Annotated in this window: 17 protein-coding genes and 1 pseudogene; 1 reads left to right on the top strand and 17 read right to left on the bottom strand. The window is 46.9% G+C overall.

Annotated features, from left to right (window positions below; translation table 11 throughout):
- Nucleotides 1-133: 133 nt before the first annotated feature.
- The 11 genes from AC4PR2_RS03655 to AC4PR2_RS03605 all read right to left on the bottom strand — a co-directional run bounded on the left by AC4PR2_RS03655 (nucleotide 134) and on the right by AC4PR2_RS03605 (nucleotide 17,794).
- Nucleotides 134-3,571, bottom strand: coding sequence for a GT99 family glycosyltransferase N-terminal domain-containing protein (locus AC4PR2_RS03655; protein ID WP_197801848.1), 3,438 nt, complete (start codon nucleotides 3,569-3,571; stop codon nucleotides 134-136).
- A 4-nt stretch (nucleotides 3,572-3,575) separates the two neighbouring features.
- On the bottom strand, nucleotides 3,576-4,895 hold the full coding sequence (locus AC4PR2_RS03650; protein ID WP_100396915.1) for an ABC transporter ATP-binding protein: 1,320 nt from the start codon (nucleotides 4,893-4,895) through the stop codon (nucleotides 3,576-3,578).
- Nucleotides 4,885-5,718: an ABC transporter permease gene (locus AC4PR2_RS03645; protein ID WP_100396914.1), complete on the bottom strand. Its 834-nt coding sequence runs from the start codon at nucleotides 5,716-5,718 to the stop codon at nucleotides 4,885-4,887. Before AC4PR2_RS03645 ends, AC4PR2_RS03650 begins: the two co-directional genes overlap by 11 nt.
- 106 nt (nucleotides 5,719-5,824) lie before the next feature.
- Nucleotides 5,825-6,673, bottom strand: coding sequence for a glycosyltransferase (locus AC4PR2_RS03640; RefSeq protein WP_197801849.1), 849 nt, complete (start codon nucleotides 6,671-6,673; stop codon nucleotides 5,825-5,827).
- Between the two features lie 170 nt (nucleotides 6,674-6,843).
- Nucleotides 6,844-7,710 carry a dTDP-4-dehydrorhamnose reductase gene (gene rfbD / locus AC4PR2_RS03635; RefSeq protein ID WP_197801850.1) on the bottom strand — a complete coding sequence of 289 codons (867 nt, stop codon included), beginning with the start codon at nucleotides 7,708-7,710 and terminating at the stop codon, nucleotides 6,844-6,846.
- Entirely contained in the window at nucleotides 7,710-8,243 is a 534-nt protein-coding gene (gene rfbC / locus AC4PR2_RS03630; protein WP_049202254.1) for a dTDP-4-dehydrorhamnose 3,5-epimerase, read from the bottom strand. The genes rfbD and rfbC overlap by 1 nt, the downstream gene beginning before the upstream one ends.
- 414 nt (nucleotides 8,244-8,657) lie before the next feature.
- A complete protein-coding gene (galE, locus tag AC4PR2_RS03625; RefSeq protein WP_492174901.1) occupies nucleotides 8,658-9,674 on the bottom strand; it encodes a UDP-glucose 4-epimerase GalE in 1,017 nt (338 codons plus the stop codon).
- A gap of 210 nt (nucleotides 9,675-9,884) precedes the next feature.
- Nucleotides 9,885-11,261: a TolC family outer membrane protein gene (locus tag AC4PR2_RS03620; RefSeq protein WP_089185733.1), complete on the bottom strand. Its 1,377-nt coding sequence runs from the start codon at nucleotides 11,259-11,261 to the stop codon at nucleotides 9,885-9,887.
- 2 nt (nucleotides 11,262-11,263) lie between these two features.
- A complete protein-coding gene (locus tag AC4PR2_RS03615; protein ID WP_159317842.1) occupies nucleotides 11,264-12,595 on the bottom strand; it encodes an HlyD family type I secretion periplasmic adaptor subunit in 1,332 nt (443 codons plus the stop codon).
- 54 nt (nucleotides 12,596-12,649) lie between these two features.
- Complete coding sequence (locus AC4PR2_RS03610) at nucleotides 12,650-14,416, bottom strand: type I secretion system permease/ATPase (RefSeq protein WP_047728091.1); 1,767 nt, start codon at nucleotides 14,414-14,416, stop codon at nucleotides 12,650-12,652.
- A 381-nt stretch (nucleotides 14,417-14,797) separates the two neighbouring features.
- Nucleotides 14,798-17,794: a DUF4214 domain-containing protein gene (locus AC4PR2_RS03605; RefSeq protein WP_197801853.1), complete on the bottom strand. Its 2,997-nt coding sequence runs from the start codon at nucleotides 17,792-17,794 to the stop codon at nucleotides 14,798-14,800.
- Between the two features lie 442 nt (nucleotides 17,795-18,236).
- Here AC4PR2_RS03605 and AC4PR2_RS03600 point away from each other — a divergent pair, with 442 nt between their 5' ends.
- Nucleotides 18,237-18,434: a hypothetical protein gene (locus AC4PR2_RS03600; RefSeq protein ID WP_492174900.1), complete on the top strand. Its 198-nt coding sequence runs from the start codon at nucleotides 18,237-18,239 to the stop codon at nucleotides 18,432-18,434.
- Nucleotides 18,435-18,561: 127 nt separating this feature from the next.
- Here the strand turns inward: AC4PR2_RS03600 and wbaP are convergent, their stop codons facing one another.
- The 6 genes and pseudogenes from wbaP to AC4PR2_RS03570 form a co-directional block, all read right to left on the bottom strand.
- Nucleotides 18,562-19,995 (bottom strand): undecaprenyl-phosphate galactose phosphotransferase WbaP, encoded by a 1,434-nt coding sequence (gene wbaP / locus AC4PR2_RS03595; protein WP_197801855.1) that lies wholly within the window; start codon nucleotides 19,993-19,995, stop codon nucleotides 18,562-18,564.
- 154 nt (nucleotides 19,996-20,149) lie between these two features.
- Nucleotides 20,150-21,306 (bottom strand): annotated as a pseudogene (locus AC4PR2_RS03590) (glycosyltransferase family 4 protein).
- Nucleotides 21,307-21,374: 68 nt separating this feature from the next.
- Nucleotides 21,375-22,424, bottom strand: a complete 1,050-nt coding sequence (locus AC4PR2_RS03585) for a glycosyltransferase family 4 protein (protein ID WP_492174899.1) — start codon at nucleotides 22,422-22,424, stop codon at nucleotides 21,375-21,377.
- A 46-nt stretch (nucleotides 22,425-22,470) separates the two neighbouring features.
- Complete coding sequence (locus AC4PR2_RS03580) at nucleotides 22,471-23,379, bottom strand: ATP-grasp fold amidoligase family protein (RefSeq protein WP_197801860.1); 909 nt, start codon at nucleotides 23,377-23,379, stop codon at nucleotides 22,471-22,473.
- Nucleotides 23,369-24,829 carry a hypothetical protein gene (locus AC4PR2_RS03575; protein ID WP_197801861.1) on the bottom strand — a complete coding sequence of 487 codons (1,461 nt, stop codon included), beginning with the start codon at nucleotides 24,827-24,829 and terminating at the stop codon, nucleotides 23,369-23,371. The genes AC4PR2_RS03580 and AC4PR2_RS03575 overlap by 11 nt, the downstream gene beginning before the upstream one ends.
- On the bottom strand, nucleotides 24,795-25,658 hold the full coding sequence (locus AC4PR2_RS03570) for a glycosyltransferase (RefSeq protein WP_492174898.1): 864 nt from the start codon (nucleotides 25,656-25,658) through the stop codon (nucleotides 24,795-24,797). The genes AC4PR2_RS03575 and AC4PR2_RS03570 overlap by 35 nt, the downstream gene beginning before the upstream one ends.
- Nucleotides 25,659-25,905: the final 247 nt, after the last annotated feature.

Genomic DNA, 25,905 nt, shown 5'->3' with positions numbered 1-25,905 from the left:
GCAGGTTTTTACAGGCAGAGCCAAAACCGAGTCGATAACCACGTCCACAGGACGTGGTTTTAAGTTAGGAATAAAAAACGGTCAGTCATCTACGACTGACCGTTTTGATTTCAGCGCTCAGATGAATACTGCGTTATACCTTGGTCGCTTCAGACTGACGCGCCTTAAACGCAGCCACTTTTTCGGCCAATAACCGCTCACTGCCGCGAATCATATCGGTATACTGAGTATTTACGAATCCCCACAACGTTGAGTGTTGATCTTCGGCATAGCCGACCATAAACGGCAATGTCGTTACAACGGTCAAACCTGGTGCGGACTCCAGATAACGATCGATAGTATTGCTTTCAGCGTCGATGTTCTTCTCGTTCCATTGGCTGATAAGCTCGATACCGCGGCGAGAATAGATATTCATAACCATACTTGTCATACGGTTGATATAAACATATTCGATGCCATCAATTTCTTTTATAGCCAGAATTTCGGTATCATCATGTAAGTGCGCAATGATGCCCGCAAACACATGCCAGTCCCATTCAGTATGGCGCAAATGCCCGACGACCTTCTCCAGTTGAATGTCAAAATCAAATGGGAACAATACGTCATCTTCACAAATCATGGCCATTTCGGTAGAGCGTTCGGCCAACGTTGACAACATGTATTTATAACTCATTCCGCAACCAATCCAGCCAATACGATGACGGATGCCTTCGATGACCTGGAAGCCATGGGTCGGTTTGCTGAGAAACGCTTGCTTACGTACCGGTGTTTCTGTCAATGACAAACACAACTTTGGAATATCCACTTCGTTGTGCGGGATAAAGTCGACACTGTTTTTGTAAGTCTGGAAATCAATCAGATCGTTAGCCAGCAAATAACGTTTGAAATAAGCATCAAATTGCAAATCTGTACGTGTAAATGCCGCAATATCTTGCCGGCGACGGGCATAAAGTTTCTCATCAGCCAGCAAGCGTTCGATTTTATCAGCCATCGCATCAATATCGCCTACCGGAGCGAAGTCGATGACGTCATTCAACATGCCATGATGCTGAATATCCGAACTGGTTTCACTGACGATAGGCGTTCCCAGGGACAATGTTTCGTACAAGCGGGTGGTTTCCAGCAGTGCATCCTCGTAATAATGAATATTAACGATCAGCTTCGCTCGCATAACAAGACGAGTCAGGTCTTGACCAAAGACCTCCGAAGCGATATGCACATTAAAGCGCTGGGAGAGTTCACGCAGGTAATTCTGGCGCCGCTCACAGTTTGGATCGCCATAGAACAACACATCAATCGGCGCTTCATCCTTCAACGGTTGAAGATTATACCCTCCCTGCTTTAAATGCTCAGCATAACGGTCATAAGAGGACACCGGCATGTAGAACAGTTTTTGATAGGGTACTCCATGTTGCAGTAAATAATCGATGTTGGTAAGCGAGTAATCGAAAATCGCGATTGCGCGATCAAGAATTGCAAAGTACTCCGGCGTGAACCAGCGCGGGTTAATTGACTGTTCCATCTGGAATGCAACAAAATTCTTCGGCAGCTCAGGGAATATCTGGGGACAAATAACAATGTGCATTTGGCCACTGTCTGCTGCAGCCGAGTATGCATGAATAATCGTGACGCCCAACCCGATGTCGGTCAAAGACTTCTCTACCCGATGAGCCACGTAGAGAGTATGTCGGGAAGCAAGAATCACAATGTGCTGAGTATCTATGTGCGTTAACGGCATCGGTGCGTCAGCAGTATTTTTCGCCACCCGGCGCAGGGTAGCGATCAACTCGGAGAATTGACCTTTCGTTATCAGTGAACATGCCGTTTTAGCCTTACGCCCCAATGCGCGATAGGGTTGAGGGTGGCTACGGAATGCGCGCCATGTCTTTGCTGTCAATGAATTCTTAGCGATAAAACGATGTGTAAAATAATGGCGGGTAAAATCGCGAATGACCCCAAACTCGCCGCGCAATGCACGACCAACCATTCTCACTGGCATTGTCAGTTTCCAAGATAGGCTATTACGAATCGAAGCCATGGAAGCATGTTGTTGTTCCAGCAGACCGTCTTTTTGGCTCAACGCGGAATTTAACGTGTTGATTTCGCGTTTCAGCTCCTTCTCGCAGTTATTATTATTGTTCTCTTCACTGATTTTTATCCGCTGCAAGGCTTCCTCATGCTGGCTTTGCTTTTGCAACATGATTTGCTCATGTTGATTTTTCGTCTGCAGCATTGACTCTCGCAGCTGCAGATTTTCTTCGAGCTGCAACCGCAAACGTTGCTCCAGCAATTCAATCTGCTGGCATTTCTCATCAATATGCTGTTTCTGCTCTTCAATAACGCGGAAAATTTCGGCTCTAACGTTATTGTCCAGCTTAACATGCTCCGTGATCAACTCACCGATGGTTATCCCTTTCATACTTGTCAACCCGTCAGCTCCCGCTGAATAATAATTAAGATGATACCGCACGATGTCGATTTCTGCCGGCTTAGACAGGCGAAAATGCAGATAGTCCGTATCAAACATCAGTTCGAACGGAACAAGGTAAGAAAACAGATAGAACGCCATTCTGTTCACGCGTTCAGATTCGTCAGCGACCTCATCGATGAAACGATACGAAGTGTCACCCAATATTTGAACATCTCTCTCAAGCAACAACCCTTCCAAACCTACGCTCGAGTTGATGGTTACGAGCCGTTGACAGCGGAGTAAGAACTCGAGGCTATTGGATGAGTGATCGATTTCAGACGCTGTGTTTTGCAGCTGAAAGCGACTGCCGGGATGCGGCCGAACCAGTATGCTTTCGCTAGGGCATTGCGTCTGAGCATATGAGAGAATAGATAAGTTATTGAAACCATTGCTATAGGCAATGATATTCGAATCATCCTCAACCTGTAGCGCTAACCCAAGTTCAAACTCCGCAATATCTTTCTGTGGCAATGCATCCTGTGCAAAAAATTGATGCAGCTCAGCCATTGAAAGCTGAACTCGACAATCATCTGCGACAGGTAGATAACGCGCCTGTGCTTCGGTATTGCCATTTACGCCACGAAAATCAATGTAACCGGTTCCCAGATACATCGGCGAACGTAGAGGGCCCACCTCAATGTGAATAACGGGAATCGCCAGCTCTTGCGCAACATGTTCCAGCGAAGGGCAATTACAAATGCTGAGAATCCCCTCAATGCCACATTTTATTTTCGCATGTAAAAGCCCCTTAAGCTCAGACTCCAACTCGGGAATGCGCTGAGTAAGAAACACATTGAACGCAGCCATTGGATTTTCGTGCGTTTCATTCAACAATCGAGCAAACAGGCCATCATCCAGTAGTTCAAACTCATGTCGATCAAATATATCCTGAGTCGGCAACGAATAGCCCAGATTATTCATCGTGGGTACATCGAACTCCCAGCGCCCTTGTTCACGCCATAGCTCAGGCTCGCGCAAGTAATCACCGCCGGTGATAAAAATGCTTTTTTCCTGCAAAGTGCTCAGCAACCGATAAAACACCCACAGGTAGGGAGCTTTTACGCCGCGAAAAGGATAGGGCGGTAAAAAAACAGCCAGCATAACTTTATTCCTCGTCCAACGAAATTTGTATTGGAGCATGGATAACGCCACCCAATTCACGCGACGACCAGAATTTCAGCCTCATCATCGGCCGACGCTGATCGAGTTCTTCCCTTTCCCCCTTGCCGACGCGAGCCAAGCCACAGTGCACCAGGTAATCACCGGAATTGATAGGCAGTTTGACTTTATATACGATGTGCTGCTCACCGGGTTTCAAAACGATAGGAACGCCAGCAGCAATGTTGCTGTCGCCCCAGATATCCCCCCCTTGAGCTTTGGAAATGGAAACGCCGAGCGCCACATCTTCGATGACTTCCGAAGACAAAATCCTGTAGTCTAAAGTTAGCTCTTCGCCAGACCGCACAAGAGGTTTTTCTGACAATGGCGTACCGTCAGATTTGTAGATCTGCAAACTTTCAATAATCGCACGTGCACTGCCAAAGCGTTTCTCCCCTACTTCAGCATTAGTCTGTTCCGCCTGAATGGCCTGAAGTGTCGCTACATCTTTGACATCAGAGCATTCCGCACGCTGTTTTCTTTCTTTCGGCGAGTTTTGGGTCAACAACATACCTTTTTCGTACGCGAGCACCGCGGCTAATACATCATGCGTATCACCAACCAGCTGGCCATCATTCATCACCAGACAACGATCGGCGTACTCAAGAATACTGCCGGTGGAATGGGTCACCATAATAATGGTGACGCCCTTAGCTCGAAGAGCTTCCATGCGCTTGTAGCACTTGTACTGGAAACCAATATCCCCCACGGCCAGCGCTTCATCGACAATCAAGATTTCCGGTTCGACGCACGCCTGAACGGCAAAGGCCAATCGAACATACATGCCGCTGGAATAGGTTTTCACCGGTTGGTCGATGAACTCACCAATATCTGCAAAATCAATGATTTCCTGAAAGCGAGCATCGACTTGTTCGCGCGAAAATCCTAAAACAGAACCGTTAAGGTAAACATTGTCTCGACCGGTGAATTCAGGGTTAAAACCAGCACCCAACTCCAGCAAAGCGGCAATTCTTCCGTTAACCTGGATCTCCCCTGCCGTTGGCGTTAGCGTGCCGCAAATCATTTGCAGCAAAGTCGATTTGCCAGCACCGTTACGCCCGATAATACCGACAGTTTCACCTTTTTTGATGCTGAAAGAGACATCTCGTAAAGCCCAAAACTCGCGAAAATAGCGCCGAGATTCGCGACGCGCAACTCGTTGTAGTTTAGGAGCGAAAAACTGTTTCAGACGATCGCGTGGGCGATCATAAATCTGATAACATTTGCTTAATCCTTTGACTTCAATAGCTATTTCATTAGAGGACATCCGCAAACCCCTTTCTGGTTTTCTGGAAGAAGACATAACCCAACCACGCCACCGCAGCAGCTGCCAGGGTATATACCATCAGCCCCTGCCAATCTGGCAGAGTCCCCCAAATCAATACGTTACGTGCTTGTTCAATAATGAACGTAAGCGGATTAAGCATAATCCAGATTCGGTATTTCTCCGGCAGCGCGGTAATCGGGAAAAAGACCGGTGACAAAAACATCATTACCGTTGTAATAATCACCGTGGTTTGGCCTACATCTCGGATAAATACCCCAAGAGATGCCAGCACCCATCCCAACCCTAGGCAAAAGATCACCAGTGGCAGGAAAACCAAAGGAATAAACACAATGGTCCAGTGCAAAAAGCCGTTAAAAAGAAAGAAGGCGCACAACAAGACAACCAGGCTAATCAGAGAGTGAAACAAGGCTGCGCACAGGCTGATCACGGGCAGCGTCTCCAGAGGAAACACGACTTTTTTAACGTAGTTGGCATTTCCTAAGATAATCTGCGGCGCACGGTTGATCACTTCGGCGAAGAAACCATGCACAATCATACCTACAAATAAAATCACGGCGAACTGTGTGCGACTCTCATCGCCCCCTACTGACCAACGCGCCTTAAAAACCACCGAAAAAACAAAGGTGTAAACGACCAGCATGAACAACGGGTTTAGGAATGACCAGGCCAAGCCCATCGTTGAACCTTTATAACGACCGACGACTTCTCTCTTGGTCATTTGCGCAATCAACGACTTGAACCCCCACAAAGTGCGAAGGAGGCCTAACGGCGTCAGCGGCCTATTTTTATGAGGGTTACTCATCATTTAGCTCCTTACCGTCTTCGGCAGCGTTGACCACTATCCGATCATCCACATATATGAACATAATCAATACCTTAAAAACTATCAAAAATTTATAGCCGGGGGCTCAGCGAAGATCGCGAGAAGAAGCCATCGGGATAGAATTCAAGTAGCGCTGGTTGTAACGAGAGCGCTCCCGGTCAAAAAACCATCCCCATTTGTTAAAATAAAGAATCGCTGAGCGCATATGGTACCCCAATAAAGTTAGAGATTTATATGATCCCTTACCGAATACGTGTGTGATTGTAGTTCCTGAATAATACATAATATCAGTGAGTTCAAGCGCCCGTCGGCACAGATCAACATCCTCGAGATACATAAAGTAACGCTCGTCAAACCCCTCCAAACGAGCCAGTAATTCCGACTTCATCAACATGAAACAGCCTGAAACGGAAGGCACGGCAAAGTTTCTCTCGTAGTCAGCATGTTGCAGTTCGTAGTCAATATCCATCTTAGCTCCCCATTTTGGCAGGAAGCGGCGAAGCAAAAGGTTTGCCGGTGTCGGTAACAGACGACAACTATACTGAAAACGGCCGTCGCTATAATGTATCCGTGGAGAGACAAACTGATGTTTCCCTTCGCTGGCGAACTGATACAAACTCGCCAATGCCCCCATCTCAAAACTGATATCCGGGTTACAGATCAAAAAATACTCACAGGAGTCCAGGTAGCGGCTCATTGCCAGGTTATGTCCGTGGCCAAATCCGCCATTTCCCTCAGCAGAGATGTAGCTGATACGGTCATTATCCAAAGCATCGGCCCAATCGGCACCGCCGTTATTGACCAAAACAATCTTATCAACGCAGCGCTCGGCCAAAAGAGACGTCAAAGTGCCCGCCACCTGCTCATAGCTGTGGTTGAATAAAACGATAGATGCAACGATCTGAAATTGAGATTTTTCTTGGTCTACAGCCATGCTGTATCTAGTTCCTAAACCCGTAATTTACCGCAGTCACAAAGTCATGCCATTAGGGTGGTTGAAAGACTGAACGTCAGGCCCATAAGCGATGATAACGTTTCATCACCATGCAAAAACGTCAAAGGGGATAGCATTATCCCCTTTAATCTTATCCATTTGAAGGATCATCACTGAGATAATATCTTCTGGAGCACACTTTTAAGTTGCTGTTCCCATGGGCTAGGCTTCAGATCCAGCGCACAAATCTTGCTGGTGCTCAGAATCGAATAAGCAGGCCTGGATGCAGGCGTTGGATATTCATGGGTTGCGATAGGTTTGACATTCACCTGATGCGGATAATGACCTGAGTTCTCCGCCTCCCGGAAGATAGCGCAAGCAAAATCGAACCATGAAACCGCGTTATCGCCGCAGTAATGATAGATACCGTAAGGTAATTGAGGATGGGACAGCATAGCGATGGCCGTCGCCGCAATGTCTCCCGCATAGGTAGGGCAGCCGAACTGGTCGCTTACCACGCCCAATTCCCCCCTCTGTGCACCGACTCGCAGCATGGTTTTCACGAAGTTGTTGCCGTACTCGCTGAAAACCCAGGCCGTTCTGATCACTACCGTTTTCGGATTTGCCAGCAAAGCCGCACGCTCACCTTCGAGTTTCGTTTGCCCGTAAACGCTCTGGGGTGAACATGGCGTCTCTTCACAGTACGGTTCCGATGAAGTGCCGTCAAAGACGTAATCGGTCGAGATATGTATGAAAGGAATGTCTAACTTCGCCGCTGCTGTAGCCAGGAATCCTGGGCCGAGCGCATTGATCGCCCTGGCCTTTTCAGGCTCAGATTCCGCTTTATCCACCGCAGTATAAGCCGCAGCATTGATAATGGCATCCGGTACTAGCTGTTCAACCGCTGCCGAAACGGCAGCGGAGTCCGCGATATCCAATTGCTGGCTGTCCATCGCCATCAGGGTCCAATTGGCAGGGAAACGATCGATAATACAGCGTCCCAGCTGCCCCGCAGCACCAGTCAAAAGTACACGCATTAAAAAAGCTCTCTAAACAGTTTTCCCTGCAGATCCTTTGGCGACAACAGCGGATCGCTGATTGGCCATTCGACACCTACTTCCGGATCGTTCCACAGTAGGCAACCTTCATTACTTGGATCATAGTAATCAGTGCATTTATATTCAAAATCAGCCGAGTCCGAAACTACGACAAAACCATGGGCGAGACCAGGCGGCACCCAAAGTTGGTTTTTGTTCTCTTCAGACAAGTAGACGCCAACCCACTTTTTGAACGTCGGCGACTCAGGACGAATATCGACGACCACATCGTAGACCTCGCCGCGTACCACCCTTACCAACTTACCTTGCGGTTTTGCCGTTTGAAAATGCAATCCCCGCAAGACGCCACGCGCAGAACGGGAGTGGTTATCTTGTACGAACTCCGCATCAATGCCGAGCAGCTCCTGGTATCGGCTTTTTTGGAACGTTTCCAAGAAAAAACCACGCTGGTCGCCAAACACTTTGGGTTCGATCAGCTTTACACCTTCAACCTGCGTCTCTATCACTTTCATTAGAAATTTACTCACAAAAACGTTACCCAGAGACCTCGAATTATGCTTATAAACACGCGTCGCCACCGAGTTTACACTTCACGTTTGAGGTCTTTTTGAACGAACCTTAAACAAACTCGCGTGCATATGACAGAAATAATATAGGGTCCGCGAAGGTTTGAGAGACTAGCACAATTTGCAAAAACATCCGACACCGTAACGTAAAAAAATACGCTGAATCTGTGTGGTTCTTGTTCAAGGATAAGATTTAACTCAATGGTTTTAAAATGAAATATAGGAAATGTAGTAGAAAGTTTTGCTGTATTTTCTAGGAAGCTGGTTACAATTTATCAAGTATCGCTTACTGATTGCCCAATGGTCGTTTTGGCCCCACCATTTATCCTTTCCTATAAACGATGGGGGTAAACTGCAGGATCAGCGCTGAAAACCCTTAGGATTTTTCTTCTGCCAGTTCCAGGTATCGCGCATCATATCATCAAGCCCCCTGCGCACTTTCCACCCCAGCTCCTGATAAGCCAGATCGGCGTTCGCCCAGAAGGCAGGCAGATCGCCGTCGCGGCGCGGCATTATTTGGTAAGGGATCGCGACACCGGAGGCTTTTTCAAATGCCTGAACCATCGCCAGCACCGAGTGCCCTACACCGGCCCCCAGGTTATAGGCCTTAAATCCGTTGAGCTTCGGCAGATGATCCATCGCTTTCAGATGGCCTTCGGCCAGATCCATGACATGAATGTAATCACGCTCTCCCGTCCCATCGTTCGTCGGGTAATCCCCGCCGAAAATACCCAGCTTTTCCAGCTTGCCGATCGCCACCTGCGAGATGTAAGGCAACAGGTTATTGGGAATCCCATTAGGATCTTCGCCGATCAAACCCGATTCATGGGCGCCCACCGGGTTAAAGTAACGCAAGGCAATGATCGAAAATTGCGGTTCTGCCTTGGCGAAATCTTGCAGGATCTGCTCTACCATCAGCTTAGACGTGCCATAAGGGCTGGTCGTGCCGCCGATCGGCGTCGTCTCGACGTAAGGCACCGGCGAATTGGCACCATAAACAGTAGCGGAAGAACTGAAGATGAAATCATGTACGCCGGCACGGCGCATGGCATCCAACAATACCAACGTGCCGGTGACGTTGTTCTGATAATACTCAAGCGGTTTACGTGTTGACTCCCCGACGGCCTTGAGGCCGGCAAAGTGGATCACGGCCGAGATGTCATGCGCCTCGAAGATACGCTGCAGACACTCAGCATCCAGAATATCGCCCTGATAGAACACGGCGGCTTTCCCCGTCAGCTTTTCCACACGAAGTAACGACTCAGCAGAAGAGTTCGACAGGTTGTCCAACACCACTACGTCTTCGCCACGTTCCAACAGAGATAAAACAGTGTGGGATCCGATGTAACCGGCACCACCGGTGACTAAAATTGCCATGACAATTCCTTCCTCGCGCATCAGGCGCTAAAAAATACTTCAGTATTCATCTTTTCTCTCCGGTAGTTAGTCTGATACACGCATGAACCCAACGAGAAATACCGACCAGTCAACCGAACAGTATTGAAAAACGAGTAACCATAACGTATTAAAACAAAAAGAGCAGCTAAACGCTGCTCTTTCAGATTAATGCTTATAGTGAAAAATCCACTAGCGGTTGCGGGCGAAATACTGCGCCACGCGCAGCACATCCTTCTCATCCAACGTGCCGGAGTCGCTCAGCAGGGTAATCCAGGACTTGATGTAGGTGTACTTGGCAGAGGCCAGATCGCGCTGGGCGCTATAGAGCTGCTGTTCGGCGTTGAGCACATCGACGTTGACGCGCTGCCCCGCCAAAACGCTCTGCCGGGTCGCCGTCACCTGCGTGGTCGCCGACTTCACCGCCAGCTCGTAGGCCGCCAGCTTGGCTCGGCTGCTGATGCACAGATTGAACTGTTTGCGCAGATCGTTCAGCGTCGAGCCAACCTGCGTGTCCATCTCAGCCATCGCCTGGCCGTAACGTGCCGCCGCCTGCCGCGTTGAGGCCGCCACACCGCCGCCGGAATAAATCGGCAAACTCACCTGCACCCCGATACTGTCGGTACGGTATTTCTGATTAACCGTGTTGTCGCTGCTGGAATCGTTCTCCGAATGCGAAGCATAGAGTTGCACACTCGGCATAAAGCCGGCGCGGTTTCTCTCTACCTCGTATTTTGCCGCATCGACGCCGTGGCGCGAGGCGGCCAGCACCGGGTTATTCTCCAGGGCGATCTTTTGCCACTCTTCAAACTTCGACGGGATCAGCGGAGCCACCTGGAACTTGCCCGGCCGTAAGACCTGCAGCTCATCCAGTTGATTCAACGGCACACCGATGATCACCTCCAGCTCGCGCTGTGCGGCATCCAGCGCGTCGCGCGCCTCGATCACCTGCGCCTCGGCCAGGCTGTAGCGCGCCTGCGTTTCGGAAACGTCGGTCAACGTTCCCTCACCCGCGCTCATCAGCCGATCGTTCAACGCCAGCTGCTCTTTATAGGCTGTTTTTTGCGCCTCGGCCAAGGCGATTTGATCTTTGGAATAGGCCACTTCGACGTAGGCGCTGATCACCCTCACCGCCAGATCGAGCAGTTTGCCGCGGTAGCGTTCATCCGACATCATCGTCTGCGCCACGCCGCCTTTGTAACGCGCATAGGCCTCATAATCGAACAGCGGCTGCGTCAACGTCACCGAGCTGGAGTAGCTGCGGTACTGCTGACGCCGCGTCGCTTCCGTAATGTTGCCAAAGAAATCGCTTTGCGGGTACTTCTGCGTTTGCCAGTTGCGCGGCGAATTCTGGTAGTTCAGCGATACCTTCGGCAGCAGCCCCGCCCTGCCGATATTTTCGTTCTCATCTCCCGCTTCTTTTTCTTTTATAGCCGCCCGGAAGGTCGGGTCCTTTTCTAATGCCAGCGAATATGCGTCTAAAATCCCTATCGAATAAACCGGCGCAGACATCGCAAACAAAAGGGTGCCGATAACCAGACCGGCAGCCTGTCGTTTTGAATGAATCAAAATTATTCCTCGGTTAATGAAGTATGAGCGCGATCCAAAATAGGTTTAAACAGATAGCTCAGCAGCGAGCGTGACCCCGTTTTCACGAACACTTCCACCGGCATCCCCGGCTTGATGTCCTCGCCACTGAGCATTTTCATGCCCTCCGGCGAGACCGTGACCTGCATCTGGTAGTAAGGTTCGCCATTGGTTTTGTCGACCAGACGATCGGCGGAAACCAGCGTGACCGTTCCCGGAATTTTCGGGGTTTTGTTTTGGTTGAAGGCGGTAAACATCAGATCCACCGGCAACCCGTTGTACACCTTATCGATCAGGTCGACTTTGAGGCGAGAATCCACCACCAATGTCGCCTGGCTGGGTACCACGTCCATCAGGTGGTCACCCGCTCCCACGACGCCCCCCTGAGTGAAGATATTCAATCCGACCACGGTGCCGTCCACCGGTGAGGTGATGGCGGTGTTGCCCAGATCGAAATCGGCCATTTGCAGCTTGTTACGGAACTCGCTGGCGTCCATTTGGGTTTGCGCCAGCTGCGTTCTGACTTCGCGCTGATAGTCGGCGAAGCGCTGATCGATGCGTTGCTGAGATTCCTGCAGCTGCTTTTGCAGTTGGCCAATCCGCCCGACGGTTTCATCGATGCTGCTGTTCACCTCGGCGAACTGGCGCTGAATTTCCAGATAGCGGTTGCGCGGCAGGTAACCGTCCGCCGCCAGCTGTTTCATGCTGTTCATCTGCTCACGCAGGCTGGAGAGTTGGATCTGTTTGTTGGCACGTGAGTCCTGCAGGCCTTTCAATTGGAAACGGATCCCGTCCATCGACTGCTTATAACCGTCAATTTCACTTTGCAGCCCTTGGCGACGGGAGGCGAACAGCTGCGTCTGCAGCGCAATGATCTCCGCGACACGCGGCTGAGCCTTAACCTGAGCGAAAACAGGGGAAAAAGTGACCTTGCTCAGACCGTCCCGTTCAGCCAGCAAGCGCCCTTCGGTCGCCAGCGTGGTGTAATACTGATCGCGCAGCGAATCGACCTGCGCCTGTGCCTGCACCTGGCTCAACTGCACCAGGACTTCGCCGGCTTTCACCTTGTCGCCGTCTTTCACCACGATATTTTTGATGATGCCGCTGGCCGGTGCCTGCACCGTTTTACGGTTGCCGGAAACGGTTACCGATCCCGGCGACGCGACCCCTTTGTCCAAAGGTGCAAACGCCGCCCAGGCCAAGAAACCGAACACGCCCACACCCAGCGCCAACCACCCGAGACGGGTATAACGGCGCTCATCCAGCGGGATCTGTTCTGAGTACGAGTCATTCGGCTCGCCAATATGCGTAGACATACCAACTCCTTTGACTGCCGGCGACGCAACGGCGCCGCCAGGCCAGTTCACGGCTTAATTAATTTGAGTTTTAGGAACATCGCCTTCATCCGGCTCGGAGTTCACCGCACGCACCGCCTGCGTAGGCACCTGCGCTTTTTGCGCATTCGCCAAGGCCTGCAGCACCTGCTGCGTTGGGCCAAACGCATTGACGTTCCCGTTAACCAGCAGCAACAGCTTGTTGGTCATCGCCAGCAGATTGGTGCGGTGCGTAATCAGGATCACCGTCTTATTCCGCTGTTTAAGGAACGTAATGGCCTGGTTCAACGCCCGCTCGCCGGCATCGTCCAGATTGGAGTTGGGTTCATCCAGCACGATAAGAGAAGGATCGCCATACAGCGCGCGCGCCAAACCGATACGCTGTTTCTGACCGCCGGAAAGCCCGGCGCCCCCGCTGCCAATAACCGAATCATAGCCATTGGGGAAGCGCAGAATCAGCTCATGCACTCCGGCCAACTTGGCGGCCTCGATCACTTTCTCCGAGTCCAGCTCGTTGAAGCGGGCGATGTTCTCCGCGATGCTGCCGGCGAACAGCTCAATATCCTGCGGCAGATAGCCGATGTAAGGCCCCAGCTCGTCCTTGTTCCACTGGTAGATGTCGGCGTTGTCCAGGCGCACGATGCCTTCGCTGACCGGCCAGATGCCGACCAGCAGACGCGCCAACGTCGACTTGCCGGAGGCGCTTGGCCCGATAATCCCCAGCACGTCTCCCGGCTGAATGGCGAAGCTGACGTTATGCAACACCGCGCTCCCCTTCGAGCCGGGCGGCGTCGCGGTCACCCCTTCAACGGAAATCACCCCTTCCGGGCGCGGTAGCGACATGGCGGTACCACGCGGCGGATGCTGCTCCAACAAGCGTACCAGGCGCTGGTAAGCCAGTTTGGCGGAGCTCCAGCTTTTCCAAACGTTAATCACCTGCTCGATAGGCGCCAACGTGCGCCCCATCAAAATGGAACCGGCGATCATCATGCCCGGCGTGATGTGCCCATCGATCGCCAGCCAGCCCCCCAGGCCCAAAACCAGCGACTGAAGCGACAGACGCACAAACTTCGTGATCGACGTGACCCGTGATGCCCGTTCGCTGGCGATGCGTTGGCTGTTCAGGAAGCGCTGATGCAAACTGAACCAGCGCCCCTTCAGGTTGGGTAACATCCCCAACGCTTCAATCACTTCGGCATTGCGCAAGTTGGTGCTGGCCAGATTGCCCGACATGATAGAAAGCCGGCTGGCATCCGCCAACGGTTTCTTCGACACCACTTCGTTGATCACCGCCAGGGCGATCAACAGCAAGGAGCCCACCAGCGCGAACAACCCCAGCCAAGGGTTAAACAGGAAAATCACCAGCAGATAAATAGGGAACCACGGCGCATCGAAGAAGGCGAACAGCGCACTGCCGGTCAGGAATTGACGTACGTTGGTCAGATCGCTCAGCATCTGGCCGGCATCGGAAGAGCCGTTCTTTAAATTCGCCTCGTAAGCCGCCGTATAGATACGCGTATTGAGACGCATATCCAGCTGGCTGCCGATGCGGATCACCACCATGCTGCGCACGTATTCCAGCAAGGACATCATGCCGAACATACCCAGCATGATCAGCGTCAGCATTAACAGCGTGATTTCATTACGAGAAGGAAGCACCCGGTCGTAAACCTGGAGCATGTAAATGGAAGGCACCAGCATTAACAGGTTAATAAACGCAGTGAATATGCCAACGGTCCAGAAGACTTTACTGCGCGTCCGTATAACATCCGCAATTTCGTTGCGCGGGATAAATTGATTCACGTTCTGCCCTTACATCATGTGCACTGTCAGTCCAATCCGCATTGACCCCTTCCCTAAAGAAATTCCTAAAAAAGAATTACCCCGAGAAGACTCACCCCAAAGAAATGCCCGAGACTGCAGATACTTTTGTTAACTATAGGTAGAGAAAGTGAAAACCGGCAAGGTAGGGTATAAAAAAAAAGCCGGTCATCACGCCTTAAAAAGGCATGATAAAACAGAATGATACGGGAAAATGAAAAAGCAACGGGAAGATAACGAAATGGAATAACTTAGAGAGGATGATGCTGCTCACAAATTTAAACATGCGGGGGAATAACCTCCCCCGCATTATTTAAAACTCAATAGTTCCACAGGGAATTATTGGCTGTTGTGGTTTTACTCTTAAGCGTAGTGCAGAGTATCCACCAATTGCTGGTGGTTCTGGCCAGTCAGGTAAATGACGGTATCGTTAGCATCCAGCGTGTGGTTATTGTTATTGTCAATAATCACATAGGAGTCAGCATTGTTACCTGTACCACTGAACACCACCGAGGCCACGCCCACCTTCGCCGTCAGCGAGTTAGGATTGCTCAGGCCCAGGATGCCGCCCAACAGACCGACAACGCCGGTAGTCAGACCGCCAACCAGTGAACCTAACAGCGCATCCAACGTATCTGAAGCGCGAGTACCGTAATCCGCCACCGCGGTACCGGTGTTGGACAGGGTCAGGCCGGAAGCCGCATCCACGATTTTGTCTTTCGCAGTGCTGAAGTCGGTGATGGTGACCCCCGCCTGCGAAGTACTGGATTTCAGATCGTAGATATTCGCCCCGGTGCCCCCGGTCAACGTGGTGTTACCCAGTACGTTGAAGCTGTCGGCCGTGGACGTCCCTTCTACCGTCAGTTGGTAACCGTTCAGACCCAGCGTGTTCAGCAGCGGGGTCAGCAATGCGGTGGTAACCGCACTCAGTGGCAACGCGTTCAACAGCTGCACGATAATACCGTCACCGGTACCCGCATGGCTTGAATCCAGGTTCAAACCGCCGGTATTGGTAGAAGCGTTAACGTCACGAACGTTGCTGAAGCCGCTACCCAACGTCAAGTTCAGCGCATGGTCACCGGTCACGTTGACAGTCTGAACCTGCGCATTGGTGCCTGCCAGGGACAGAATGTTGTTGAACGAACCGGTACCGCCGGAAGCCACGTTCACCGTCGTCAGCGCGGTGCCCAACAGCGCACTGCTGCTGCTGTTCAGGCTGATGGCGCCGGCATTCACGTTCGCCGAGCTCACTGCATCAAAGTTGATGTTAAAGTGGTCGGTGGCGTTTTGGACGAAGGTGAAGTTCAGCGTACTGGCTGAGGTCGCATCGCCTTTCACTTCCAGCTGTGCGGCGTTACCGCCGGCAGCGTTGATGACGTTGACGTTAGCCAGGCCGGAGATCACGAACCCTTGCGCCCCCAGGTTGGTCGCCGCTGCGTTCTGGGTGACCGTACCGCCCGTAGTACCTTCTACCGTAGACGTGCCGTTGGTCAGGCCAAAGTCGAAGGTGTTGGTTGGCGTAGTGACGCTGGTGGTGGTCGGTGAACCAATCAGCGGTGTCGTAATCAGCGTACCGACAGACTTACCGATATAACCGGTCAGATCAATCTGCTCAAAGTTCGAGAAGTTGTTGGCGTTGCTGGTCACGGTGCTGGTGCGAACGCCCAGGGCGTTCTGGTTGGTCACGACGGTTTTGGTGATGAAGTTGGCAGAGATGGAATCCGTGCCGGTACCGCCGTCAGCCTTGACGGTATTGGCAACGGTGTTCGCACCGCCGGAAACCGCGTTACCCGCCCAGTGCAGGCTGTCGTTGCCGGCGCCAAGGTTAAACTGCGCGGTACCGGTCGCGATGTTAGCCGTCGAAGTCACGACCACGTTGTCTGAACCGGAGCTGGCGTTCAGAATGACGTTGCCGTTGTTGACGGTGACAGCAACCCCAGGATTAACGCCGTTATCAGACAGGTTGACCGTTGCTGCGCTGGTGCCGTTGATGGTCAGGTTTGCCAGGTGATCGGCGAACTTCAGGTTGACCAGGCTGGCGGCATTGGCGTTCAGTTGAACATTTGTCAGTACTGCGGTTTCGGCGTTGCTGATTTGGTGGGAAGCGCCAGTGTTGACAGTTCCTGTCGCGTTACCCCCAGCAGCCGTTGCCGTCAGAGATGCAGCGGTTTTATACAGCAGGCTAGTACCGATGTCATATTCAAAGCCATGCTGCTGAGTTACAGTTGTGGCGTCGGTGGCAGTTGAGTTGCGCAGGTCATTAATAATCGCAGTCGTGATCGCGCCTTTGTCGGTTAAACCGCTATACAGTGCAATTTGCGCTGGTGTAGCAGCAACACCGTGAACGCCAGTATATACGTGCTGAATGAAGTCAGTGCCGGTTAATTGAGCACCTTTTTTCTGAAACTCAACAGAGGTCAACAGTTTTGTGGTCAGAGAAGCAAAAGTGTTACCGTGCTTACCCAGATAATTGCTCCAGTCGTCCAAGCCTTGCGCATCAACATCACGTTGAGGTACAGCAAGATAGATGGAAGCAACCTGTTCACGAGCAGCCAAACCCGCCAGTTGACCGGCAGCATCAGGCTGAGTCTCAGTCAAGAAGAATTGCTGCGCAGCAGTATCACCGGAGCCCACAGTGCCACGCAATCCGGTAATGATATTGATCAATACATCACCTTTAGTACCGCCCCCGCTGAGAATTGCACTCAGAGCGGAGAACTCACTGGTACTTGGCGCGCGTTCATAGGCTTCATTAAACACCTTATTGATAAAATCTGTGTTTGATAACGAATTGAGCGCTGCTCGATCGGTAACAAATTTATTGGCTACTTGTGAGAAGGATTGCGCGGAGGTATTTATCTGCGTAGCTAGTGTAATAACCGTGCTGGTGACAGGATCGATGCCAGCCAGATAATAGAGTGCCAATGCATCCGACACACCAGGCCCAGAGCCAGCGGCGCTAGTGCCCGGGAATAGCACGTTATTGAGTTGCGCATCGAAGTTGCTCTGAGACGCCAGCGTGCCGCTATCAAAACCGCTGTAATTCAGCAAAGAGTTAATGGCGCTAGATATGGCATCGTTCAAGGTGCTCCCAGCAAGAATCGCCTGCAGTTGCGCTGTTGTCGGGGAGTTGCCATAGGCTGCTGTGTAGATACTCTGTAAGATTTCAACGTCTGTTTTGGATGCATAGAGTGCCTGTCCAGCACTGGAGGATAACAGACTGGAGATGTATGCCTGGGCGGTAGTTTGCCCTTTCTCTATTTGATTACCAACAGTGTCAAACACGCTTGGTGATGCATTTTGTCCAAGCACAGCTAAAAGAAGCGCTGCCGCCTCTTTCTGGTACACTAGAGAAGCCATAATCGTATCCTTAAAAATAAAATGGTTTTAGCTAGGCAAAATCAAATCTGATTTTAAAACCTGGCGTTAGCGATAAAAACGTTACCGCACAATTGAATACCTCGCGAAAAAACCCCCTTTCTTCGCATATAAAGAAAAGTTCAAAAAATGCAAGCTGTCAAGGTGGTAGGATTTTTATTATAAAAAAAATAAAACACAACAAAATCAAAAACATAAAAAGATGATCGTCCTATAAATAAGTCGCGCTAATATTTAATTTCGAACAATAAAAAAGTCATCGACAATAACCATCTAAAAATTAGAGATAAAAGAGTTAAAATCAGTAGGATTTTCTAGTATTAGAAGATATCCACATTCTTTCGAAAAAAACTATCACATTGAAAAATAATAATTTAAATAAGAAACTGAAGAAAGTCACTATTCTTCAACAGACAAGTGACAAGTGACAAGGGACAAGGGACAAGGGACAAGGGACAAGGGACAAGGGACAAGGGACAAGGGACAAAACAGAATAAATAAATTTATGGCAGAGGGGAAGGAATGGGTTAGGAAAAGAATGAAAATGGGTTGGGAGGAAAATGAAACAGGAGAGGATTATAAGGTTGTTGGAGAAAAATTGATTGAGAAAGGCGCAACATGAAACGTTGCGCCATTAAAATGCAGCAAAGCAGACTCAGTAATCAAAAAATAAACAGTTTAAAATCAAACAAATAGGTGAAATTCTCATTTAAAACCATTCGGCATCGTACAGAGGCACAAGATTAAAACTAATATGCACCATCACGCTTCAAAACCACACCTATCGTCTTGAATAGAATCGCTATGTCATTCCATAATGCCCAATTTTTTACGTACCAGGCATCAAAATAAACCCGCGTATCGTAATCAATATCATTGCGACCACTAACCTGCCAAAGACCTGTCATGCCCGGTTTTGCCATATAGTAATAATCAACATCACCAGCATAACGTTCAAGTTCTGCCTCAATAATAGGACGAGGACCAACTAAACTCATCTCACCTCTAAAAACATTCCACAATTGAGGTAACTCATCAAGGCTGGTTTTTCGGATAAAATGACCAATTTTAGTGATTCTAGGATCGTTCTTTAATTTAAAATCCTTATCCCATTCGGCCTTTGCAGCAGGATCTGTTCGTAATAAATCATCTAACACTTCTTGTGAGTTCATTACCATGGAACGAAACTTAAGACACTTAAATCTTATCCCATTATGGCCAACACGCTCATGACCATAAATAGCCTTGCCGCCATCACGTGAAACTTTGTATGCCAAAAATAGTAATACAGGTGACAATACCAACATGATAGAAGCTGAGCCAACAATATCAAAAATACGCTTAATCAGCCGTGACGAACGCTTGGCCAAATTATTACCCACTCGTAATATCATGACCTCATGGCTAAATATGAACGACATATCAGTGCCATACAAAGGAACACCGCGCAGTGTCGGTATAACTGAAACAGAACGGCAGTTATGTTTCGCAAGATTCTTTAACCACCAGTCACGTAATGCATGTTCTTCGAATTCTAGCGCGACAATAAACTGTGTACTCTCAACATCGGCGATCTTCCACAGCGCCTCCTCAGAATCAAGCACAGGGATATCGGTGATAACTTCCTCACAAGGTGAACTTGTGCAAACAAAGGCAATCACATTAAAACCAAGTACTTCCTCACTCTGTAAAGCCGCGTAGGCTTCTTTTGCATTTTTTCCGGAACCGATAACAATAGTATCTTTTTTCCACAGATGAAGCTTATTCAATATTCGCTTTGTAATCGCTCGCCCCAATGGAATGAGTATCAAAATGAGAACCCACGTAACCAACCAAACCCAGCGAGAAAAGTTCCACTTTGAGAAAGCAACCAGCGACAGGTCTAAAACAGCAAAAATCAATAATGTTCTAACAACCTCTTTCAACTCAAACCAAAAAGGCTTTCTATACGTATAATGCCTCAACCTTGACAGGAACCAAGTAATACAAACAACAGATAGAATTAAATGAGCAAAAATTCTTGCGGTGTAAGTTCCATCCTCGGGTAGAACAAGACTATTGCCAGTAGAGTGAAAAACAATAAAGTAGGCAAGAAAAAGAGAGGTGTTAAAAAATAAAAAATCTGACACAATCAGGGAAACCTTAGGTACAATTGTTTTTAGCACATTTTTATTTTTTAACATTGCGCTTTCCATCCATAATAATAATACACATATTTACTCCCCATAAATGGTTTATAAAAATACCAATTAAATCCTATACCAAGACTAGCAACATAAAGGGTAAGTCACTTAAATTAAAAGAGAAGTCAGTAATGCGACCATTCCCTTTACGATATCAGTATGTGATCTTCTTTAACTCTTGAAAATTTATCCATTTATCTTTTAAGTAAGCGCTAAATTCTTCACGGAACCGATGAGCAGAAAAACGCAATGCATTACTACGACAGTTTTCAGGTAACAAATCATCTTGAATAGACTCAAATTTTTCAACAGCAGACATAATATGTTCAGGCGTTTGTTCATGAAAAAAAACGCCCGTTGCATTCTGCGAACCATAAGGTCTTACTGTTTCTAACGCACCACCACGTCCATAGGCAATGATAGGAGTACCGCAAGCCTGCGCCTCCACAACCACGATCCCAAAGTCTTCTTCAGCGGCAAAAACAAATGCCTTAGCTCTTCCCATCAAGTCTTGCAATACATCATCGGGTTGATATCCAAGTACACTTACATTTTCTGATGTGTGGCGAATAACTTTCTTCATCTCAGGACCGTCACCAATAACAATAAGCTTTTTATCCGGCATTCTTCTAAAAGCTTCAACAATGAGGTCAACCCTCTTATAAGGAACTAATCTAGATGCCGTAATATAGAAATTTTCCTTATGGGTATTCAAAGCAAAGCGTTCGACATGCACCGGAGGGTAAATAACGTCAGCATCGCGACCATGGACCTTCTTTATCCGACGTGCAATGAAATGGGAATTCGCCACCATGTGGTCTACACCATGGGCAGTTCGGTAGTCCCAAATGCGTATTTTATGCAAAAGCCATTTTACAATCAGTCCTTTCAAACCTTTGCTGAGACCAGTTTCTTTTAGATATTGATGCTGAAGATCCCACGCATAACGCATAGGGGAATGCACATAACTTATATGTAATTGATCGGGTCCAGTAAGAACACCTTTAGAAACTGCGTGACAACTAGAGATAATCACATTATGAGAGCTAACGTCAATTTGCTCAACAGCAAAAGGCATCAAAGGCAGAAAAATTTGATAGTTTTTCTTAACAAAAGGAACTTTTGGATAAATGTCGTTTTAGCCTTCTTTCCAGAATAGTCATTACGTTCCTCCTCAGAGATAAAATCTATCAACGAAAACAACTCGGAAGATGGGTATATATTGATCAATTCTTTGACGACGCTCTCAGAGCCGGCTGATGTAACAAGCCAATCGGCGACTATTCCAACACTAAAATCACTACCCAACATTATATGCCTCAAGATATTTCTCTTCTAAATTTACTCGCAGACAAGTCTGTAGCAAAGCAGTAGGCTTATCAAACTGATACGCTGTCGATAACACAGCTTAGTTGTCTTGCAGAGAGTAGCCAAGAAAATCGTTCAATATTTTCAGTGCCTGCTGCGATAAGAGACTCTCTGAGTTTTGGGTCAAGAACCAGCTTCTCCATAGCTTCAGTTAATGCATCATCGTTTAATGGATCGACAAGAATTGCACTTTCGCCAAGAACTTCAGGCATCGCAGTGGCATTAGATGCAATCACGGGACAACCACAGGCTTGAGCTTCTAGCGGTGGCAAACCAAAGCCTTCATATAGGGATGGGAAAAGAAAGCAGAACGCATTGCGATACAGATCCACAAGCTCCTCGTCAGAAACTCGCCCGACGAAACTGACTTTATTACCGAGGTTTTTATCAAATTCTAAGGGCTGATAGTTAGGATGCGTGCTCCCAGCAACAATCATATGCATTTCATACTTTTCAGGTAATTTATTGAATGCAGCGAGTAACCCATGAAAATTATTGTGGTAATGATGCGAGGATACGGCAAGAAAATACCCCCTCCTAAGCCCAGTCTTATGAGCTCCAGTGAACTTTTCACTTACAGCATTATGAATAATATGTATCTTCTCTCTAGAAAATCCATACTGTGAACATATTTCATCTCTCGAAAAATCACTAACAGTTAATAACTTCTTACATGTTTTCAATAGAAGTGGTATAAAAAACTTATAGCAGTACCGGAAACCCCATGAGTATGTTTTAGGATATCGCAGATAAGATATATCATCTAATGTGATTACTTTGTTCAGATATAGTAATGGAGCTGTATTTCCTAGATTAACAAGCAATGGGCATCCATTTTTTCGCAAAAAAAAAGGAAGATCCCACTGTTCCCAGAGGTGCCCCGAACGACTACCTACTACTTTAACATTTAGACGTGATGCGATATCCACTTGTTTAATATCTCGTGGCGATAAGAATATAACATCATCTCTTAGCCCCGCCAGTTGTAGACAAAGCTCTGCTGCGAAACGCTGAACTCCCGTCATATCTTGAGTTAAAAACCGGGCGTTGATGTATATCATACACTTTCTCGATATCAGTAGTTATATGCTGGCTCAATGTCAGTATCTATACCCAAAACTCTCCCATCAATCTATCTAGGTGAGGGCCATATCCAATGCCAAATCCTGCAGCAGGCGTAAACGTAAGCTCACTAAAATAAATGCAGCCATCATGAATATACCAGTCAACACGTACATAATCGAAATCAGCGGCCAGCAAACAACTCAATCTCAATGCCTCTGATGCCAACTTTTTGTCAATAGCGTATAAAGACTTCTCTTCACCATTTTCTTTACTGTTTATTCCAGTTTCAAATGGCTTATCAAATCCATTTACATAAAAAGTACGCGACAAGTTGCCAGTAAATCTTTCATTTATGACTTGAAGAACATAATTAACCTTACCTGCCAAACCACGGAATATATGGAATTTATAATCAGTTGGAGCAATAACACCATCGCCTAACAACTTTTCCATCAATATCTTCTTAGGAATATTTCTGTACTGAATTTCTCTTTGAATATGTGAAAAGTCTATTCTCATCCATTCGTTACATAGTTTAACTATATCCTCTATTTCAGAATTATAATTTGAAGTTTTTACAATTCTGTACATCCCGGCCCCATGGTTAGGTTTCAAAATTACGTCACAGTGGGGAACATAATCAAATAACTGCTCTGGAGAGTCGGTACAAAACATTAAAGGGACGAAGTATTGGTCTCCGATTTTGTCACGCACATAATCACGCACTAAATATTTGTCTGATAGAAAAACAAAATTGTCACCGCCCATTTTATTTTGCTTTCTAAACAATATCTTTTCGTTGAAGGTTCTTGCATTTTTCAAATTAGGGAAATAGCCCAGCTTCAATAAAAAAACGAACCTATCCTGAAGCGACCAGGGTAAGAACTTAGAAAATAATTTGATATATACACGCCCCTTCCTCCTCCATTTCCTTATCCATTCAGTTAGCATTTCTATGCAACCCCATTCGCAACTTGTTTGCACTTAACATCAAAAAAAGAAGCAATAGTAGTTTCACAAAAGCAAGCGAAGGCATCGGATATGGTTGTAATAAAATACTGGTACTTCCGACCAACCAAATGATATTAAAACAAATCGCATTACTGAAGATGTGTTCAGCCAATTTTAAATTAACTTTTATCATTCTCACAGCGACAATGATTGCGACAGTCAGCATAAAAATAACACCAAGCAATCCGCTATTTTTTAACTGCGTCAAAAACGGCGTCTGTATACTTCTTTTATAATGTGCATCTAACTCCATAAGGTCAACTTTTTTTGTCTCTCCTTTATCACCAATGCCGGAAGGTGAATAATATAGCCCTCCATAGCCAATGCCTATCAGACTTTCGGGGAAATACTGCCCCGTATATTTCCAATAATCTGTCATTTGACTTGAGCGAGTATTCATCGATTTACTGGAGTACAAATTCATCATAGCAGGCAGCGCTATGATGCAGATGAGAAAAGTTATTGTTATTTTTAACTTTGGTATTCTCTTATTAAGAATGTTAATGATGATATCATACAATATAAAGAGAAAGGCGAAGGCGAATAAAAACTTGTACATATTAAAATACATCACTGCACCAATAACGATTGTTGCCAAACAGATTGTAAATCTTTGCGGCAATCTGGAAAAGAATAAAGCAAAAATCATCAAGGAGTAAATAGTGAAATAGTTGTATATCTTATCTTGATCTATTATGGTAACCTTTACTCCATATCTCTCCCATAAAAAATCATAATATATATTACTCGCCGCTATACTGGATGTGAAGTTTATTAGGTCAAAGACACAAAAGAAAGTCAATACTTTATAAAACCCTAATGCCGAAAGCTGTTTCATGCAATTAAAGAAAAGATAAATCAGCACGCTGAAATAAATAACACCGCGAAAATAAACAACTTGCCTTTTAATCTGACCAAGGCCACCTTGCATAACGTGATTGAAAAACGCTGAAGTTGAAATTATACCGATTACGCATCCTTGAATAATAATCGCTACAGTTAGAAAGATGGCAACCTTATACTCTCTCTGTCGAAACTTAAACCAGCTGGAATGAAAAGTGAAGTGTGCGAGCAAAGCAAAAAAAATAGTTACAAAGACAATATCGACAATCGATATAAAACTAAAGAATTTATAATGATAAATGAAGTTTCTAGCTATAGCGACGTTATAATCATGGATTGGCATAACCATGATGTTATATGACGAATACGAACAGAGTACGTATAAAGCGAAAAGTATCACTGCATGTAAATTGAAGTTATACTTAACTACAATACGATATAAATAGGCAAAGGCAAGGAAAAGACCAAGAAAAAAAACAATGCTATCGTAAACTATAAGCAAAGCAGGAAGTTCAGTGATAATTGGTAGTTTCTCTGGCTCGATCATAAGTCGATATATACTCATCTGTTATGTTATAAATATCAAAAAGCTTTATAACATCGGGCTCAACAATAACTTCTGTAGTAGAGTTCAATGCCCACTCAAGATTATTTTCCGTTATCTCTTTGACAGATGGGATTAACTCTAGTAATTCTCCTGCCCCGCCAACTGGGTTAATTAACACACGTTTTTTGGCTAATGCACTTTCAACAACGACTCGACCAAATGGCTCACGCCATTGAAAAGGGAAAATGACAATATCTACGTTATTTAAGAAATGCTCGATATTAACGCGTCCCATCTGAATAATATCAGCTGAATGCAACATAACTCGAAACTCATCATTGTCATCAAAACAATCACCTGCAGCGAAAGCTTTTATATTATATCCGGCGTTACGCAATTTAACAATCAAGCGGCAATATACGTCAAACCCCTTTTCTTTTGTTAAGCGTCCGATAAACCCGATACGAATCACATCTGCAGAGGGCGAACATCCGGAATAAACTGATACTGGATTATAAGTATAATCCTTTAATGCATTCTTGAAGAATTTATTCTTTATATGAAAATCCATGATAAAAAAACTAATGCCAATATAATAATTGACTTTTTTACTATAAATTCTCTTTAAAGAGGACCAAAAAAAAACTGACAGCGTATGCGGCTCAATATTTTTTCCTTTGCAATACATCGTCGTATTCGGATGCATTAGATAGTAATCACGTGAAGTATGGACTAGTGTAATCCCCAGAGCGTTAACGACACTCCAAACTGCGACTGAAGATCCAGATAAATTATTTGTATTCACTATATCCGGTTGAAACTCTACCACTTCCTTCCTAAACGGAGTTTTCATTAATAGGTTATAATTATCAATAATGTGCCATAAAAAGCGTAGTAAAACATTCCGCCTTCTGCCACTGAAAGGCCAATATATATTTCTAAGTGGTATGTATACGACCTCGACGCCATTGATTATAGAGAACGACCTTAACGGTTTATCACATAGCGTAATTACCCTAACTTGATGACCTCTTCTAACTAGTTACTCACTTAGCAATTGAAGAGATATCTCGGCA

Source organism: Serratia sp. A07, assembly GCF_058725505.1.
Note: the sequence above shows the minus strand (reverse complement) of the source record. Positions and strands in the feature narration are given on the sequence as shown.